The organism is Pseudomonas sp. NPDC089554, from assembly GCF_050280645.1.
Classification (GTDB): Bacteria; Pseudomonadota; Gammaproteobacteria; order Pseudomonadales; family Pseudomonadaceae; genus Aquipseudomonas.
Genome location: NZ_JBNNVR010000021.1, coordinates 21071 through 36583 on the forward strand (window position 1 = coordinate 21071; position 15513 = coordinate 36583).

Sequence of the window (15513 nt, forward strand, 5' to 3'; positions counted from 1 at the left end):
ATGCGAACAATTCTTACTTCCAGTTGCGCCGTGCGGCGCCGGAGTCGCATCGGTGTCCAGCGCCCTTACTACAACGGTCGAAGGCCTCTACCACGCCCATCACATCTGGCTCACCGGCTGGTTGCGCCGACGCCTGGGTTGCCCGCAGGGCGCCGCCGACCTGGCCCAGGACACCTACGTACGCTTGCTCCAGGCCCGCGAGGCACCGCAGCTGGTCGAGCCCCGCGCGTTCCTGGTCACCGTGGCCAAGCGCGTGCTGTGCAACCATTTTCGCCACCTGGAGCTGGAGCGCGCCTACCTCGACGCTCTGGCCCAGGTTCCTGAGCAGGTCGCCCCGAGCGAAGAAGAAAAAGCGCTGATCTTCGAAACCCTGATGGAACTCGACCGCCTGCTCGATGGCCTGGAGCCACTGGTCAAGCGCGCCTTCCTGCTGGCCCAGGTCGACGGCCTGGGCCAGGGTGAGATCGCCCGTGAACTGGGCATCTCGCTGGCCACGGTCAAGCGCTACCTGCACAAGGCGGCGCTGCGCTGCTACTTCGCCCTGTGAACACGCCCTTCTCCCCCCAGGTGGCCGAACAGGCCGTGCACTGGCTGCTCGAGTCCCAGGACGAAGGCTTTGGCCAGGCCCGGCAGCAGGCGCTGGAGCACTGGCTGCAAGCCGACCATGAACACCAGCGCGCCTGGGCGCATATCCAGCAGGTCAACCAGCGCCTGCGCGGGGTAGCCTCGCCCGTGGTGCATGCCACCTTGCAGGCGCCGCCTTCCCCGGCACGGCGCCGGGCGCTCAAGGCGCTACTGTTGTTCGGCGTGGCCAGCGCTACGGGCCTGGGGTTGCAGCAACACAACCCGCTGCCGGGGCTGATGGCCGATTACCGCAGCTCGGTGGGCCAGCGTCGGCGCCTGGCGCTGAGCGATGGCAGCCAATTGCATCTGAATACCCGCAGCGCCGCCGACGTGCGCTTCGATGGCCAGCAACGGCGGGTCGACCTGCTCGACGGCGAGCTGCTGCTGGAGGTCGCCCACGACCCACGACCCCTGCTGTTGCACACCGCAAAGATGGCGCTGCGGCTGGAAGCCGGGCGCTTCAACGTGCGCCAATTCGAAGGCTTCAGCCAGGTTTCGGTGTTCAGCGGCAGCGCCCTGCTGGGTGGCCAGGCGCTGCTGGCCGGGCAGCAGGCCAGGTTGCTGAGCGGCGCCTGGCAGGGCATCGCGCCACTGGAGCACAACAGCGGCGCCTGGGTGGACGGCATGCTGGTGGTCTCGCAGATGCGTCTGGTGGATTTTCTGGCCGAGCTTTCGCGTTACCGCCAGGGGCAGCTGGGTTGCAGCGAGCAGGTGGCCGACCTGCGGATTTCCGGGTCCTATCCGCTGGATGACAGCGAGCGGATCCTGGAAATGCTCGAGGTGGCGTTGCCCGTGCGGGTGAGGCGCTTTACCCGGTATTGGGTGACGATCGAAAGGCGCCTGCCAGCCTAGCGAATGCTGGCTGCAAAAAAATTTGCAAACCCCCTGAGCCATTTTCCAACCCTCGCGTGACAGAGAAGGCAGAACCCCTTCTTACGAGACAACCCATGCGCCCCACGCCCCTCGCCCTGCTGCTCGCCGCCACCCTGAGCTTTACCCTGCCCGCCGCCCAGGCCGCCCCACGCGACTACCAGATCGCCGCTGGCACCCTGGAAGATGCCCTGAACCAGTTCGGCCGCGAAAGCGGTGCACTGATTTCGTTCGGCTCGCAACTCACCCAAGGCCTGAGCAGCCCAGGCCTGCAAGGCCAGTACGAGGTACGCCAGGGCCTCGATGCCCTGCTGCGCGGCAGCGGCCTGCAAGCGCACCAGCAAGCCGACAACGCCTTCAGCCTGCAACCCCTGGCCAGCGCTGCCAGCAACGGACCGGTAGAGCTGGGCACCTCCACCGTGGTCGGCGACTGGCTGGGCGAGGCACGCCAGGACAACGTCTTCGAACACCCCGGCGCGCGTGACGTGATCCGCCGCGAAGCCTTCGAGCGCAGCGGCGCCAGCAGCCCACGCGAAGTGCTCAACCGCATCCCCGGCGTCAACGCTCCGGAAAACAACGGCACCGGCAGCCACGACCTGGCGCTGAACTTCGGTATCCGCGGCCTCAACCCACGCCTGGCCTCGCGCTCCACGGTGCTGATGGACGGCATCCCGGTGCCCTTCGCGCCCTACGGCCAGCCGCAACTGTCGCTCGCCCCCCTGAGCCTCGGCAACATGGACGCAGTGGACGTGGTGCGCGGCGGCGGCGCGGTACGCTATGGCCCGCAGAACGTTGGCGGCATCGTCAATTTCGTCACCCGCGCCATTCCTGAAGAAGCGACCTTCAAGGCGTCGATGCAGAACCAGGTCAGCCCTTCGTCGAGCCACGACGGTTTCAAGAACAGCGCCAACCTGCTGGTCGGCGGCACCAACGACAATGGCCTGGGCGGCGCCCTGCTGTACTCGGGCACCCGCGGCGGCGACTGGCGCGAACACAGCGACACGCAGATCGACGACCTGATCCTCAAGGGCAAGCTGCAACTCGACGAGGCCAACAGCCTGCATGCCATGGCCCAATACTACGAGGGCGAGGCCGAGATGCCCGGCGGCCTGAGCCAGGCCGCCTTCGACCAGGACCCATACCAGTCCACGCGCCTGAAGGACAAGTTCTGGGGCCGTCGCACCCTGGTCAACCTCGGCTACGACTACAAACAGGACGACCGCCAGTTCAGCGTCAACAGCTTCTTCACCAAGACCTTGCGCAGTGGCTACCTCGACCAGACCAACTTCGTCTCGCTGTCGCCCCGCGAGTACTGGGTGCGCGGCATCGAGACCCGCTTCTCCCAAGGCCTGGCCCTGGGCGACAGTTGGCATGAGCTAGGTATGGGCTACCGCTACGTCAACGAAGCCGGCCACGAACTGCGTTTCCGCGAGCCGGTCACCGGCAGTCTGCCGACCACCGCCAGCCGCAACGACCGCGACACCCGTGGCGGCACCGAAGCCCACGCGCTGTACCTGGACGACCGCATCGATATCGGCCGCTGGACCATCACCCCCGGCATCCGCTACGAGATGATCGATTCCGAGCAGGCCAACAAGATCAGCGGCCAGCGCTACCAGGGCAGCTACAACACCGCGCTGCCGGCGCTGAACGTGCTGTACCACCTCACCGACACCTGGAACCTCTACGCCAACACCGAAGGCTCGTTCGGCAGCGTGCAATACAGCCAGATGCCCAACCGGGTGAGCAGCGGCCAGGTGAAGCCGGAAAAAGCACGCACCTGGGAAATCGGCACGCGCTACGACAATGGCGACCTGCAAGCGGAAATCGGCGCGTTCCTGATCAACTTCGACAACCAGTACGAAAGCAACCAGACCAACGACTCGGTGATCGCCCGCGGCGAAACCCGTCACCAGGGCATCGAGACCAGCGTGCGCTACGCCCTCGACGGCCTGAGCCCGGCGCTGGCCGGCTTCGATGTGCACGCCAGCTACGCCTTCGTCGACGCCACCATTCGCGAAGACGGGCCGAACAAGGGCAACCAGGTGCCGTTCTCGTCGCGACACAAGGGCAACCTGGGCGTGGGCTACACCGAAGGGCCGTGGCAGCTCGACCTGGACGCCAGCTTCCAGAGCAGCCAGTACGCCGACAATGCCAACACCAGCGCCGAGAGCGCCGACGGCAGCACCGGGCGCATTCCCGGCTACATGCTGGTGGGTACGCGCGCGGCCTACGACTTCGGGCCACAGCTGTCGGACCTGAAGGTGGCGGTGGGGGTGAAGAACCTGTTCAACCGCGAGTACTACACCCGCTCGTTCGATGACAACAACAAGGGCAAGTACGTGGGCGAACCACGCACGCTTTATGTGCAGACGTCGGTGGTGTTCTGACGATCATGGGGCCGCTTGCGGCCCCAATTGCTACAAAAAATTTATCTGGATGAGGGGGTTGAAATCGTTGCGCGGATCCCTGACCTTAGAGTCAAGAGGCGATGTTTTTCCAAGGGCCTCACTGGCCTAGGCACGTCTCTGGCGAGCAAGCTGAATAAGGATTGAATCATGCAAATCCAGGTCAACAGCAGCAACCACATCCAAGGCAACATCCGTCTCAACGAGTGGGTTCGCAGTACGCTGGAAAGTACCCTCGAACGCTACGAAGACGACCTCACCCGCATCGAGGTCCACCTGCGCGACGAGAACGGCGACAAGCCCGGGCTGCACGACAAGCGCTGCCAAATGGAGGCTCGCCCCAAAGGCCACCAACCGATTTCCGTGACCCACACCGCTGCCTCGCTGGACCAGGCCGTCGATGGCGCCGCCAGCAAGCTGAACAACGCGCTGGAACACTTCTACGGCAAGTTGCGCAGCAAGCGTGCGGTGTTGCAGCCCAGTGACAGTGACGAGTGATTGTGAAGCGTAACGCTTGACCGAGAACGCCCGGCGCCCTGCGCCGGGCGTTTTCGTTTCGGCCCGAAAATTGCGGTGCTTTTCATCCGCGAACCCGATCAACGGCCCTGAACCCTCGCCCACGAACGGCGGTCAACCTCTTCACACTCATTCGCAGACCCAGCCCATGACCAACCCATTCGACCTCATCAGCGACGCCTTCGCCCCGCAGTACCGGGTCAACCTGAGTATCGAGCGGCTCGACGGCAGCATCATGCTGACCCTCTCGAACGACACCGGCGTGGTCGCCAAGCGCCTGATCAGCCAGGCCCAGCGCAACGACCCGCAGCGCTTGAGCCGGGTCATCGACAGCATCCGCTTCGGCCTGGCCATCGAGCAGGGCCACAGTGCCCTGGAAATTCTCGCGGCAATGACCGAAGGCCACCGCGAAACCCGCTGGCAGAACTGCCGCCTCGCGCACTGAGTCGGCAACAGCCCGTCAGACCTTGCCGTCGTCCAGCGCCTTGCCGCTGGCGTCGATGGTCTTGGTCGAGGGGTAGCGGTACGAGGCGTAGCGCACCACCAGGATCGCGAACGCCAGCAAAAGGATTCCGCCGCACAGGTACAGCAGCCCGATGTCTGGCGCCTTGTGGTGCGACACGTCGCCGATCAGCAGGCGTGTCAGCGCAGTGATCGCCACGTAGAGCAGGAAGCGAATGGGCATGTGGTTGGTCTTGAAGTAGATCCCCACCATCGCGCCCAGCTCCAGGTAGATGAACAGCAGCAGGATGTCATCGACACTGATCCCCCCTTTGGCAAGCATGTCCAGGAACGTCATCACCGCCGCGTAGGCGGTGATCGCACCAATACCGAACAACGCCAGGTAGTGGAACGACTCGACGCACAGGTTGCCCAGCGAGTCGGCATAGCCATGCAGGCACTTGCGCAGGTTTTCAGCCCATTTGGTGTTCACGATCTTCTATTCCCCGATACGACATGAAGGATGATGCGTCACCTCTGTGACGCTTGTGCCATGCAGTTAAAGGGCCAGGCCCCTAGGTTGGAAGGCGACCGATTGCCGCAAGGCACCTATCGGCTACGCTTTTGCGAAATGTAAAAAAGCCATCACTGGAGGTTGCGCGGCGGTGGCCTCTGCCATTACTGTATATAAATACAGTTACTCAACCCAATCAGCAAAAAGGCACAGAGGTGATGAATGGCCGTCGAAGTGGTGTACCGCAGCAGCCGCGACCCGGAGCGCTTGTTCATGGATAAGGCCGAAGCCGATCGTCACGACAAGATGCTCGAACTGGCCGAACGGCTGGCCGAGGTACTGCAAAAGGCCGTGCCATCGCTGACCGAGCAGCAGGTGGAAGAAGCGGGCATCTACATGGCCAAGAACCGCGATGTGTTCGCCCGCGCATTCAAGAGCCAACCCGATGCGCTGGGTGAATTACTCGAAGGTGGCGGCGAGGAGTAAGGCACTCGCCCATCAACCGTACAGCAACCGCTCCGCCAGCATCTGCGCCACCCGCGCCGGTGAGCGCTTCTCGGCCTGGGCATGGGCGAATACCTCGGTCAGCCGCGAAGGAATGCGCGCAAGGTGCGCCGTAATGGTGCCGATGTCCTCGCCACGGTGGGTCATTGCCACGTAGATCAAGCCACCGGCGTTGATTACGTAGTCCGGGGCATACAGGATGCCGCGGCTTTCCAGCTGGTCGGCCACCTGCAAGGTGGTCAGCTGATTGTTGGCCGAGCCTGCCACCGCCGCGCAACGCAGTTGCATCACGCTCTGGCCGTTGAGCACCGGCCCTACCCCGCACGGCGCGAAAATGTCGCATGGGGTGCTGAGCAAGGCGTCGTTGGTCACCGGATGGGCATTGAACTGCTCCACGGCCAGGCGCACCCGCCCTGGGTCCAGGTCGCTGACCAGCAACTCCGCCCCTGCCGCGTGCAACTGCTCGGCCAGCGCGTAGCCCACGTTGCCCAACCCCTGCACCGCCACCCGCAAGCCCTCCAGGTTGTCGCTGCCCAGGCGCGCCATGGAGGTGGCGCGAATGCCCGCGAACACGCCCATTGCCGCATGCGGCGAGGGGTCGCCCGAGGCCGTGGTACTGGTGACGTGCGGCGTGGCCTGGGCAATGCAGTCCATGTCCAGGGTCGAGGTGCCGCTGTCCACCGCGGTGATGAAGCGCCCCTGCAAGGTGTCGACGAAACGCCCGAACGCCTCGAACAGCGCCGCGCGGTTCTCCACATGGGGGTTGCGCACGATCACCGCCTTGCCTCCACCCAACGCCAGGCCTGCCAGCGCCGCCTTGTAGCTCATGCCTTGGGCCAGGCGAATGGCATCGCTCATGGCGCTTTCATCGTCGGCATACGGCAGGTAGCGACAACCGCCCATGGCCGGCCCCAACTGCTCACTGTGAATCGCCACCACGGCCTTGAGCCCCGTGGGCGGGTCGATGAACAGGTGCAGGGACTGGGTGCGTGTACTTTGCATGAGCGCGAACATCGACGGGCTCCCCAAGAGGTGCTCATACCAGTATAGGCAGGCTGCTGCCGGGCAGGTCGCGGCCAGACCACTGGACGAAACCCGGCACCAGGGCTAAAAGATAAGCGTGTGCGGAGACCCTTCATGAACCCACGTCAAGCCTGCCTCGCCTGCCTGGACCGCGCCCCGGTCGCCCTGCTGGAAGCCACCTTGTGGATCGCCACCGAGCACGATCGCCAGGTCGACCCCAGCGTGCACCTGGCCCAGCTCAATGACCTGCACCGGGAGGTCAATGCCAACCTGCCCATGCTGCCGCTGGCCGAGCTTGCACAACCGCTGCTGCGCCAACTCAATGCCCTGGGCTTCCAACAGGACGAATACTTGCCTCTGCGACCGCAAGCGGCACTGATGGACAAGGTGCTGGAGCGCCGACGCGGCCAGCCGTTGATGCTAGGCATCCTGGCCCTGGAACTGGCCCGGCGCCTGTCGATTCCGCTGGAGGGGGTGAACTTCCCCGGCCATTTCCTGCTGCGCGTACCCGGTGCCGATCATTTGCTCGACCCCTGCGGGGGGCGGCGCCTGTACCCCGCCGATTGCCGCGAACTGCTCACGCGTCAGTTCGGCCCCAAGCAAGCGCTGGTCGCCGAACACCTGCGCAGCGCCAGCGCTGCGCAAATGCTGCAACGCCTGTCACGCAACCTGCGCCAGTTGCACAGCAGCAACGACAACGATTTGGCCGCGCTGGTCGACGCCGAGCGGGTGATGCAACTGGGCCAGGCGCAGGTCGGCGACTACCTGGCGCGCGCCACCCTCTACCAGCATCTGGACTGCCCCCAGGCCGAGCGCTTCGACCTGGAGCACGCCCTGCTGCTCACCGACGACCCGGTGCAGCGCCTGAAGCTCAGCGAGCGCCTGGGCCAGTTGCCCCACGCCAGCCGCTCAATCCACTAACGCATGGTCCGCCACTCGCTGCGCCGCCAGGCGTGGCGCACCAGGCCAGCGAAGAAACCACCACCGAACTCAAGGTGTATCGGGTTGCCGTGCCGGGTGCGCCTGGGTGAACGCTGGATGCTGCCCGGCCAACGCTACCACTCGGCGAATACGCGGATAGCTGCCCAGGTCGACGTTGAACCGCTCGGCCGCATGCACCTGGGGAATCAGGTACACATCCGCCACCCCCGGCCAGTCGCCAAAACAGAAACCCTCATCGCCAATCAACCGCTCCACCGCTGCCAGCCCTTGGCCGATCCAATGCGCGATCCACTGGTTGACCTGCACTTCGTCATGCCCCAACTCACGCAGCTGGTTGAGCACGCTGACGTTATGCAGCGGGTGCACATCGCAACCGATGATCGACGCCACCCCACGCACCCTGGCCCGGGTCTCGGCATCGCCGGGCAACAGCGCAGGCTCCGGGAAAGCCTCCTCCAGGTACTCGATGATCGCGGGCGACTGCACCAGCAACGCCCCGCCATCGGTGCGTAACGCCGGCACCCGCCCCTGGGGGTTGAGCGCCAGGTACTCGGCGCCACGCTGCTCTCCCTTGAGCAGGTTGACCGGCAGGGCCTGGTAATCCAGGCCCTTCAACGCCAGGGCAATACGCACTCGATAGGAAGAGGTGGAACGGTAGTAAGTGAACAGTTCCATCACCCTGCCCCTCAGTTCGCTGCGCGAATGATGCCGCGGCATTCGCCGAAGCCGATACTGGCGAAGCCTTCACGCGTGCAGCGGGCACGCAGGATGATTTCGTCGCCGTCCTCGAGGAACTTGCGCACCTCGCCACTGGCCAGCTGCAGCGGCAGCTTGCCGCCTTCGGTGATCTCCAGCAGGCTGCCGAACGCGCCGGGCTCGGCGCCCGACAAGGTGCCCGAGCCGAACAGGTCGCCCGGTTGCAGTTGGCAGCCGTTGACGCTGTGGTGGGCGACCATCTGCGCCACGGTCCAGTACATGCTGCGGGTGTTGCTCAGGGTCAGGCGATGGGCTGTAAGCCCCTGCTCACGCATGCGCTCGGTGAGCAGCAGCACTTCCAGCTCGATATCGAAGGCGCCGCCGGCCTGGTCGCGCTTGTCGAGCAGGTAAGACAGCGGTTGCGGGTCGCCTTCCGGGCGTGCCGGTTGAGCACAGCGGAATGGCGCCAGCGCCTCGGCAGTGACCACCCAGGGCGAGACGCTGGTGATGAAACTCTTGGACAGGAACGGGCCCAGCGGCTGGTATTCCCAGGCCTGGATGTCCCGCGCCGACCAGTCGTTGAGCAGGCAGAAACCGGCCACGTGCTCGGCGGCATCGCCCACTGGAATCGCTTGGCCCATGGCGTTGCCCTGGCCGATCCAGATGCCCAGTTCCAGCTCGTAGTCCAGCCGCGCGCAAGGCCCGAAGCTCGGCTCGGTGTGCCCGGCCGGCAAGGTCTGGCCCTTGGGGCGACGCACGTCGGTGCCGGAGGGGCGGATGGTCGAGGCGCGACCGTGGTAGCCGATCGGTACGTGCTTGTAGTTGGGCAACAGCGGGTTGTCGGGACGGAACAGCTTGCCGACGTTCTTGGCGTGCTCTATGCCTACGTAGAAATCGGTGTAGTCGCCGACCTTGGCCGGCAGGTGCAGCTGGCATTCGCTTGCCGGGTACAACGCGGGCTGCAAGGCGTTCTGCTGCGCGCTACCCTCGGCCAGCAGCTCCAGCAGGCGCTCACGCATGGCCACGCGGGCCGTGCGGCCCAAAGCGAAGAAGGCATTCAGCGCACCGCCCTGGGCAGCCTCGACCGCCGCCTTGGCCGGGCCGTCGAACAGGCCCGCCGCCAATACGGCCTCAAGGTCGAGAATGGCCTCGCCGATGGCCACGCCGCAGCGCGGTGACTGCCCCGGACGACTGAAGATACCCAACGGCAGGTTCTGCAGCGGGAAGTCGCGGTGCCCGTTGGCGTGCTCGACCCAGCTGCGGGCAATGGCGGTGTGGTTCATGGGTTATCTCCGGTTCGGGTTGAAGGTGCTCGGCAGGGTCGCCCAGCAGCTGTCGTAGTCGGCCTGCAATTGCGGGCATTCGAGGGCCTGCTGGCTCGGGCGCAGCACCTGGCTGGTCTCGAACATGAAGGCCATGGTGGCGTCGATCTTGTGCGGCGCAAGGTCGGCAGCGATGGCCTTGGCGCAGGTGTCGGCGTCCGGGCCGTGGGCGCTCATCACCCCATGCAGCGAGGCGCCGCCTGGCAGGAAGCCCTCGGCCTTGGCATCGTAGGCGCCGTGGATCAGGCCCATGAACTCGTTCATCAGGTTGCGGTGGAACCACGGCGGGCGGAAGGTGTTCTCGGCCACCATCCAGCGTGGCGGGAAGATCACGAAGTCCATGTTGGCCAGGCCATGCACGCTGGTGGGCGAGGTGAGCACGGTGAAGATGGACGGGTCGGGGTGGTCGAAGCTCACCGTGCCGATCGTGTTGAAGCGGCGCAGGTCGTACTTGTACGGCACGTTGCTGCCGTGCCAGGCAACTACGTCCAGCGGTGAGTGGTTCAGCTCGCAGGCCCAGTGCTCGCCGAGGAACTTCTGCACCAACTGCACCGGCCCTTGGGCCTCTTCGTAATGGGCAACCGGGGTGAGGAAGTCTCGCGGGTTGGCCAGGCCGTTGCTGCCGATCGGCCCCAGGTCGGGCAGGCGCAGCGGCGCGCCGTGGTTCTCGGCAATGTAGCCACGCGCCTGGCCGTCCAAGAGTTCGACGCGAAACTTCATGCCACGCGGGATCACTGCAATTTCCAACGGCGCGACTTCGAGTACGCCCAACTCGGTGGCAATGCGCAGGCGGCCTTGTTCGGGCACCAACAGCAGCTCGCCATCGGCATTGAAGAACACTCGCTCCATGGAGCGGTTGGCGCGGTAGATATAGATGCTCACCCCCGCCGGTTTCTCGGCCGGCGCATTGGCCACCATCGGCAGCCAACCCTCGATGAAGTCGGTGGGCTCACTGGGGATAGGCTGTGGGCTCCAGCGCAGGCGATTGGGGTTGGCCGCCCCCAGGGGACCAGCCAGCGGTTGCCGGGCCAGACGCTCGAAGCGCGGGTGCAGCGCCGAGGGACGGATGCGATACAGCCAGGTGCGCCGCAGCTCATTGCGCGGCATGGTGAATGCCGTGCCCGACAACAATTCGGCATACAGGCCATAGGGGGCCTGCTGCGGCGAGTTCTGCCCCAGCGGCAGGGCGCCAGGCAGCGCTTCGCTGGCAAATTCGTTGCCGAAGCCGCTCAGGTACTGGAGTTCAGGGGACGTGTCGCGGGTCATCGATGCCTCCGGGCTCGCCAGGAGCCGTTTCGGGCAGTGGGCTGCCCGAATGGCCTGGCGACCTTCAGCAGCGCGTCTGCATTGTTTTTATCGTAATCAGATTACGAATAACGTAATTTGCTCGAGGAAAGGCGTCAAGTTATAAAGGCGCCACCTGTCACGATGGACACGCGTTCCCATGGCCAAAGCCAGTTCCCCCAGCGACAACGGCAAGCAGAAGGTCCGCTCGGCGGAAGTCGGCACCGACATCCTCAAGGCGCTTGCCGAGCTCTCCCCCTCCACCTCGTTGTCGCGCCTGGCCGAGCACGTGCAGATGCCTGCCAGCAAGGTCCACCGCTACCTGCAAGCGCTGATCTCCAGCGGCTTTGCCGAACAGGACCGGGCCACCAACCACTATGGCTTGGGGCGCGAGGCGTTGCGGGTGGGCATGGCGGCGCTGGGCAGCATCGATGTGCTGAAGGTCGCGGCATTGCCGCTGTCGCAATTGCGCGACGAATTGAACGAAAGCTGCTTCATCGCCGTGTGGGGGAACCAGGGCGCCACGGTGGTGAACATCGAACCGGCGGTACGCGCGGTGACGGTGGTAACGCAGATCGGCTCGGTGCTGCCGCTACTCAGTTCCTCCACCGGGCTGGTGTTCGCGGCCTACCTGCCGGCGCGCGAAACGGTGGAGCTGCGCGACCGCGAACTGGCCGCCTCGGGCCACAGCGTGGAGCACTACGGCGCGCTATTGGAGCAGATCCGCGAACGCGGCTTGCACCACGTGCACGGGCTGCTGATGCCCGGGGTGGATGCGTTGTCGGCACCGGTGTTCAATGCCACCGGGCAGATTGCCGCCGTGATGACCGTGGTCGGGCCCACCTCGATCTTCCATGCCGACGAGCATGGCCCGGCCGCCATGCGCCTGCGCTCCGCCACAGAGGCGGTGAGCAAGCGCATGGGTTACGAGCCCGGGTGAAGTCTCGCGTGCCAAAGGCCCCTTTACAACGTCGCGCGGTGTTCGAGCAACCACAGCAGCTCTTCGTTGAAACCTTTGTAGTTCGCACTGACCAGCTTGCTGCCTACCGGCCAACCTAAGTCAACAGTCAGTTTTTTGAGATGCTGGATCAGTACCGAGGACGGATCTGGGAACAACTGGTTCCACTGTCGCTGCAGAGTCGTCAGGAGTCGGGTGCTCAGGCCAGTTACCGACACCACGCCCACGACGCCTACCATGAAGAACATCAACGCCGCTGTGCGATCACCATCACGCCAGCTGAGTACCGCCCGCGCGAACGAGCGGGTCGTTACCAGTACGCCTACGCCCAATGCCGCAGCCGGAAATGGCAGTGCCAACACGCTGGCCAGGACGATCCCCCATTCCACCAGCACGCCCGAGATACGCTCGGCGACGCTGGTGGTTCGCTGCTCGGCTTCATGCACCAGACGCCGAGCCCGCTCATGGAAATCTGTTCGCAGGTCCAGTATGCGCACCTCGGCCCGCAGCGCTTCGACCAGCACGGCAATGCCGTCGCCTTCTCGCAACTGGCGCTCGATCAGTGCCTCCATCTTCGGCCTGTCCTCGTACGCCACACGCTGGCGGCAGTAATCGGCCAGGCCGTCCTCACGCCAGGCTTCGGCCATCGCCAGCGGCGTCAGCAGCGGCCGCTCTCCCGGAGCATCGGGCAAGTACAACAGCGACCCGCGACTGTTCCCCGCAGGGTCGTGCAAAACATAGGCGCCCTCTACCCGGCAGCCTCCCAGCCATAGCTCCGAAAGCAGGCAATCACCGACGAGGCTTTGCTCATTGAATTGCAAACACACTTCGGTGAGCCATGCGGCATGTTCGTTACTCAGCTCTCCTCGAAGCACTTCCGCCAGGCAGTCACGTTGCATCTTCAGCCCCAGCAACAGCCGGTGCAGCTCCAGTTGCTGAACGCGCTCGGGGCGGTCTTCGGCCAGGTAAGTGCGCCGGATCAGCTCTGCGTATTGCTCCCCCAACCGGGCAGCCCGTACATACCCTCCCAGCGCGGCGACATTCAGGTGCGAGATGTCCTGCCCAGTCACACAGCGTAAGCGTGCGCTGGCCGCAAAGTTGATATGGGCGTCGTAGCCCTGGATGACCAGCTCGGTGAAGGTCATTTCCGGTTGCAGATCGACGCTTACCATCAAATGCTCCGGGTCCAGCCAGCCCGGCGAGCCGCCCGGGAAGCTGTTCAAGCGACGGGCCACTTGCTCTCGGGCATAGGCCTGGAAATTCACAGGTTGCACCACTGTCTGCAAATGCTGGTGAGCCGAGCGCAGCTCGTTCTCCAGGTCCGACAGGCGTTGACGCAGGTTGGCGGGGGCCTGGAGCAACCACGGGGGGCTGACACGGCGCAGCTCATCAAGAATGCTCGAGACCTTGTCCTCGACCAACCGAGCCCTCACCTGCGCCCAGCCATCGGCCGGCATTGCGGCGAGCGCTACTTGATCTGTCGGCCATGCATCGTGGCGCTCGGCACTGCGTGCGAAAATCGACGAGAAGCGCACACGTTGCTCGATAGGCATTCGCTCCAGCAGGTAGGTCCTGCCTGCTGGCGTACCGGTGAAGGCCCCCAGGCCCAGGCTCAGTTGTCGCAGCGAGCTGAACGTGTGGAAATCGCCCCCCGGTGCACCCGGTGCGTACAACACATGCTGGTCTTCATTGAAGAAACACAGCAGGCCGCTGAGCACATGCCCCATGAGCGTCACCCGTGCGATATCCATGCTCACGGCCTGCGGGCCATCACCGAGGGTACCCAGCAGCGCTTGCACAGTGCTTTGCGCCAAGCCTTGCTGGCGCGCGACGAGCAGTGCCGCGTGCAGGCGCTGGCTGATCATCTGCTCCAGCAGCAGCCTGACGTCAGGCTGCTGGTAGCAGGCCTCGAGCGTGGCGAGGTAGCGGGCCCGCAGGTCGAGTTCGACAGTCATCCGTTGAAGGTCGACCTGGCTGATGGCATCGCGCAGGGCCGGGTCGACGGCCTCGACGCTCAGGCGTTCTGCCCCGTAGCCACCACTCAGTAGCCATTCCAGTAACGAGCAGGTGCGTTCCCCGGTCAATTGCTCATTACCCGCGGGAAATACGTGCCGCACGGTCATCTGCACCTGGTCTGGCTCGACCTGTACCTCATGGCTGGCCAGCCAGCGCTTGGCCTCATGATTGCCGAAGGTCGTGAGGTCACGGCACTCGCCCAGCGCTGCCTCAAGCTGCTGCTCCAGATCATCCACCCTCGACCAGGCAGCCTGCATGGCATCACGCGTCGCGTCATCGGCGACGCGCAACCATTCAGGCATCAGGGCCTTGCGCGCCAGGGCGATGTAGCCTGTGCTGAGCTTCTGCATGCATTGGGTGAACGGCTCCAGATGCAGCGCAGCCTCCAGGTCCGCCATCGGCACGGTGTCCTGGCCGTTGGTTTCAGCGGCTGCGATCACCTGCTCGACCAGTTGCGCCTGCCAGGAACGCAGGTCGTCGACCAACAGGGCGCTCAGGCCCGACTGCTGCTCCGAGAACACCAGCCCTGGCGCCTCGGTGTCGAGGATCGCCTGACGTTGGTCCGGGCTCAGGCCATACGAGCACTGCGTACCTTGCAGGTGCTCGCGCAGTTGCATGGCCACGCGCGACGGGTCGTTGTCATACCACACCCCCCAACCTGCGCCATGCAGGATGAAGTCGTCGTCTGTGGGTTGGTCACGTTCGAGTACCTCGCTGATCACCCGCATACCCGGCAAGCGCACCAGGCTGTCGGTGGTTTTCAGCCAGACCAGGCCGATATCGGCATCGCTACTGCTCATGAGGGTTTCGACCCGTTCACGGCTCGCGGGGGAATACTGGTTGTACAGGCGCACTTCCAGCTCGCAATGCATCGCAAGCTTCACCGCCAGGCGCAGCGGCCTGGAAGCCCGCTTGGCCTCCTGCCCCCACCACGCCTGCGAACGCTGTTGCCAGTCCGCCAGGGCATCGCGTAGCTGCCCTACCGCCAGCGCGCTTTCGCTCTCTGGCGACGGCTCCAGCAAACTCGGTGCTTGGAAAAACTGGGCCTTGTAGGAGAGAGGAAGCAGGGAGAACGCTTTCAGCACGTCCTCCTCACGCACGACGAACGTAAGAAAGCCAGAAAAGGAAAAGTCCGGAAAATTGAATGTCATGGTCGGCATTCTCATCAAATGAATGGAATGCAAGCTTCAACCAATCCATTTGGATGCTTTCAGCAGGAAGTGATTGTGTCAGTAATGTCTGCCGATTATCACGGATGAGGTAACGGTGAATGTCGCAAGATGCTATTTTTCCAAGCGATCTCAAGCGCTTAAGCTATTTCCACAGGCTGATTCGAAGGGCTCGCCCTGAAGGTTTGCCCCTGGCTGTACGACGTTGATTTGAAGCTCCCTGATC

At 64.5% G+C, this 15513-nt stretch carries 14 protein-coding genes; 8 read left to right on the forward strand and 6 right to left on the reverse strand.

Annotation, left to right across the window (positions count from 1 at the left end; translation table 11 throughout):
• Positions 1 to 52 precede the first annotated feature (52 nt).
• The 5 genes from ACQKPE_RS09180 (at position 53) to ACQKPE_RS09200 (ending at position 4863) form a co-directional block, all read left to right on the forward strand.
• A complete protein-coding gene (locus ACQKPE_RS09180) occupies positions 53 to 547 on the forward strand; it encodes a sigma-70 family RNA polymerase sigma factor (RefSeq protein WP_427665119.1) in 495 nt (164 codons plus the stop codon).
• A complete protein-coding gene (locus tag ACQKPE_RS09185; RefSeq protein WP_427665120.1) occupies positions 544 to 1476 on the forward strand; it encodes a FecR domain-containing protein in 933 nt (310 codons plus the stop codon). The genes ACQKPE_RS09180 and ACQKPE_RS09185 overlap by 4 nt, the downstream gene beginning before the upstream one ends.
• Positions 1477 to 1571: 95 nt before the next feature.
• Complete coding sequence (gene fecA / locus ACQKPE_RS09190; protein ID WP_427665122.1) at positions 1572 to 3884, forward strand: TonB-dependent Fe(3+) dicitrate receptor FecA; 2313 nt, start codon at positions 1572 to 1574, stop codon at positions 3882 to 3884.
• Between the two features lie 168 nt (positions 3885 to 4052).
• On the forward strand, positions 4053 to 4400 hold the full coding sequence (locus ACQKPE_RS09195) for an HPF/RaiA family ribosome-associated protein (protein WP_427665124.1): 348 nt from the start codon (positions 4053 to 4055) through the stop codon (positions 4398 to 4400).
• A 166-nt stretch (positions 4401 to 4566) separates the two neighbouring features.
• On the forward strand, positions 4567 to 4863 hold the full coding sequence (locus tag ACQKPE_RS09200) for a DUF3509 domain-containing protein (RefSeq protein WP_427665126.1): 297 nt from the start codon (positions 4567 to 4569) through the stop codon (positions 4861 to 4863).
• Positions 4864 to 4878: 15 nt separating this feature from the next.
• Here ACQKPE_RS09200 and ACQKPE_RS09205 read toward each other — a convergent pair whose 3' ends face one another.
• The gene (locus ACQKPE_RS09205; RefSeq protein WP_427665128.1) at positions 4879 to 5352 is read right to left on the reverse strand and encodes a phosphate-starvation-inducible protein PsiE; all 474 of its coding nucleotides are present in this window, start codon (positions 5350 to 5352) and stop codon (positions 4879 to 4881) included.
• Between the two features lie 243 nt (positions 5353 to 5595).
• Between ACQKPE_RS09205 and ACQKPE_RS09210 the strand changes: the two genes are divergently transcribed.
• A complete protein-coding gene (locus ACQKPE_RS09210) occupies positions 5596 to 5859 on the forward strand; it encodes a YebG family protein (protein WP_209873601.1) in 264 nt (87 codons plus the stop codon).
• Between the two features lie 12 nt (positions 5860 to 5871).
• Here the strand turns inward: ACQKPE_RS09210 and ACQKPE_RS09215 are convergent, their stop codons facing one another.
• Complete coding sequence (locus ACQKPE_RS09215) at positions 5872 to 6891, reverse strand: Glu/Leu/Phe/Val dehydrogenase dimerization domain-containing protein (protein ID WP_427665130.1); 1020 nt, start codon at positions 6889 to 6891, stop codon at positions 5872 to 5874.
• 123 nt (positions 6892 to 7014) lie between these two features.
• On the opposite strand from ACQKPE_RS09215, the gene ACQKPE_RS09220 reads away from it, so the two are divergent.
• Positions 7015 to 7821: a SirB1 family protein gene (locus ACQKPE_RS09220; RefSeq protein ID WP_427665132.1), complete on the forward strand. Its 807-nt coding sequence runs from the start codon at positions 7015 to 7017 to the stop codon at positions 7819 to 7821.
• 69 nt (positions 7822 to 7890) lie between these two features.
• On the opposite strand, the gene maiA is transcribed toward ACQKPE_RS09220, so the two are convergent.
• From maiA to hmgA, 3 genes are read right to left on the reverse strand one after another with little or no spacing between them, the layout of a single operon-like run.
• Positions 7891 to 8517: a maleylacetoacetate isomerase gene (maiA, locus tag ACQKPE_RS09225; RefSeq protein WP_427665134.1), complete on the reverse strand. Its 627-nt coding sequence runs from the start codon at positions 8515 to 8517 to the stop codon at positions 7891 to 7893.
• 11 nt (positions 8518 to 8528) lie between these two features.
• Positions 8529 to 9821: a fumarylacetoacetase gene (gene fahA, locus ACQKPE_RS09230; protein WP_427665136.1), complete on the reverse strand. Its 1293-nt coding sequence runs from the start codon at positions 9819 to 9821 to the stop codon at positions 8529 to 8531.
• A 3-nt stretch (positions 9822 to 9824) separates the two neighbouring features.
• Positions 9825 to 11126 carry a homogentisate 1,2-dioxygenase gene (gene hmgA, locus ACQKPE_RS09235; protein WP_427665138.1) on the reverse strand — a complete coding sequence of 434 codons (1302 nt, stop codon included), beginning with the start codon at positions 11124 to 11126 and terminating at the stop codon, positions 9825 to 9827.
• Positions 11127 to 11304: 178 nt separating this feature from the next.
• Here hmgA and ACQKPE_RS09240 point away from each other — a divergent pair, with 178 nt between their 5' ends.
• Positions 11305 to 12084 (forward strand): IclR family transcriptional regulator, encoded by a 780-nt coding sequence (locus ACQKPE_RS09240; RefSeq protein WP_427665140.1) that lies wholly within the window; start codon positions 11305 to 11307, stop codon positions 12082 to 12084.
• Positions 12085 to 12107: 23 nt separating this feature from the next.
• Here the strand turns inward: ACQKPE_RS09240 and ACQKPE_RS09245 are convergent, their stop codons facing one another.
• Positions 12108 to 15269 carry a hypothetical protein gene (locus ACQKPE_RS09245; protein WP_427665142.1) on the reverse strand — a complete coding sequence of 1054 codons (3162 nt, stop codon included), beginning with the start codon at positions 15267 to 15269 and terminating at the stop codon, positions 12108 to 12110.
• Between the last annotated feature and the right edge of the window lie 244 nt (positions 15270 to 15513).

Excerpts from the sequence above, each read along its gene's own strand:
- ACQKPE_RS09195 (WP_427665124.1), top strand. The coding sequence starts at position 4,053 with ATGCAAATCCAGGTCAACAGCAGCAACCACATCCAAGGCAACATCCGT.
- fahA (WP_427665136.1), bottom strand. The coding sequence starts at position 9,821 with ATGAACCACACCGCCATTGCCCGCAGCTGGGTCGAGCACGCCAACGGG.
- fecA (WP_427665122.1), top strand. The coding sequence starts at position 1,572 with ATGCGCCCCACGCCCCTCGCCCTGCTGCTCGCCGCCACCCTGAGCTTT.
- maiA (WP_427665134.1), bottom strand. The coding sequence starts at position 8,517 with ATGGAACTGTTCACTTACTACCGTTCCACCTCTTCCTATCGAGTGCGT.
- ACQKPE_RS09245 (WP_427665142.1), bottom strand. The coding sequence starts at position 15,269 with ATGACATTCAATTTTCCGGACTTTTCCTTTTCTGGCTTTCTTACGTTC.
- ACQKPE_RS09200 (WP_427665126.1), top strand. The coding sequence starts at position 4,567 with ATGACCAACCCATTCGACCTCATCAGCGACGCCTTCGCCCCGCAGTAC.
- ACQKPE_RS09240 (WP_427665140.1), top strand. The coding sequence starts at position 11,305 with ATGGCCAAAGCCAGTTCCCCCAGCGACAACGGCAAGCAGAAGGTCCGC.
- ACQKPE_RS09220 (WP_427665132.1), top strand. The coding sequence starts at position 7,015 with ATGAACCCACGTCAAGCCTGCCTCGCCTGCCTGGACCGCGCCCCGGTC.
- ACQKPE_RS09215 (WP_427665130.1), bottom strand. The coding sequence starts at position 6,891 with ATGTTCGCGCTCATGCAAAGTACACGCACCCAGTCCCTGCACCTGTTC.
- hmgA (WP_427665138.1), bottom strand. The coding sequence starts at position 11,126 with ATGACCCGCGACACGTCCCCTGAACTCCAGTACCTGAGCGGCTTCGGC.
- ACQKPE_RS09210 (WP_209873601.1), top strand. The coding sequence starts at position 5,596 with ATGGCCGTCGAAGTGGTGTACCGCAGCAGCCGCGACCCGGAGCGCTTG.